Source organism: Megasphaera intestinihominis (genome assembly GCF_040096415.1).
Taxonomy (GTDB): domain Bacteria; phylum Bacillota; class Negativicutes; order Veillonellales; family Megasphaeraceae; genus Megasphaera; species Megasphaera intestinihominis.
This window is the reverse complement of record NZ_JBBMEU010000139.1, coordinates 1-1,205: the sequence shown is the minus strand read 5'-3', so window position 1 is coordinate 1,205 and position 1,205 is coordinate 1. Positions and strand designations below refer to the sequence as shown.

At 49.1% G+C, this 1,205-nt stretch carries 1 protein-coding gene; it reads right to left on the bottom strand.

The window, feature by feature from the left end; all coding sequences use genetic code 11:
* A partial coding sequence (locus tag WMO23_RS11335; RefSeq protein ID WP_349174125.1) for an IS701 family transposase occupies positions 1-1,108 on the bottom strand: 1,108 nt, incomplete at its 3' end.
* Positions 1,109-1,205: the final 97 nt, after the last annotated feature.

The following is a 1,205-nucleotide window of genomic DNA, read 5'->3' as shown; positions in this document are numbered from 1 at the left end:
CAATACCATTTTGGCGGCGAATCCGGTAGGCATTCAGCGACCAGAAGGCCTTCTGCTCATAGTAGTTGGTTTCGATGGCCCAACGCAGCTTGTACAGCTTCAAAGGATAATAGTCCATGCCTTCTGCCGGTGCGTCCCGTAGGATCTTTCGTTCCTGCCAGGCGCAGCTCATATGCAGGTCACTGGGATTCAGGGTGCTGAAGAAAAGCCGCCGGGAGCCAGATGTAGTGTAGCTGACATAAGCATGGATACGGCGATTCCCGCAGATATGGGTCAAAACAATCCGATGACCCACTTGCATACCGTCCATATTCCAGGACAGCGTAAAATCATTCATATGAATCCGCTTTCCTCGTTTTTTCGGGCGTCCCGGCTTGCCGTTAGGCAATGGCGGTAGTTCATACATTGCCGAATCACTGCGGACATTACAGATGATGTCCAGTCCGGGATACTGCAAAACCCGTTCTATCAGCGAGCTTTTAGCGTACCAACTGTCAAAGAGCAACAGTACCTGCCGGTCTTTCAGTAAGGGCATCACCTCCTCGATGAGGTCACCAGCTAATTCAAGTTTGGTCTGCTCTTTCGTCCACATCCGGTACCCTACGGGAACCGCCAGATAGCGGATAAGCGGAGCTTTTCCTTCATGCTGGTTCAGGACAGGGACACTCAGTGTCAAACTGACGAAGCAATGACCGTTTACGTAAGGCTTGCCTGTATGGCAGGCATGGTCATGCAACAGAGAAACAGCATCGAACTTCTTGCCGAATTTCGGTACCGTCGTATCATCGACACTGAGAAAGACCGGTTCATTCTGTAAGGCCGCCGGAATCAGGCTGCAAGCCAATTGTGCTGTTTGCAGGCGGAGAGAATGGCTCGTCACCGTTTCGTTCTGAAGCGCCCGGTAATAACTATTTAAGCAGCGATGCGTCACCTGGGACAAAAAATTCCGATGAAGAAAGCGAAGAGATGGGAAGGCCTGCAAGGCTACCTGAGCGATGACCAACCAGGTCAGTAGGAATCGCGTTGGCCGTGTCGCCGTAGAAAAATATGGAGAAAAGAAACGAAACAGACTACCAATAATCGAATTTTCGAGGTATAATGAATTCATCGCGTAACTCCTTTGAGATGATGTGTTTTAGCAGATTCATTATACTTCAAAGTGTGGTTACGCGATATTTATTTGTTCAAAAAGTTGTAAACTGCTG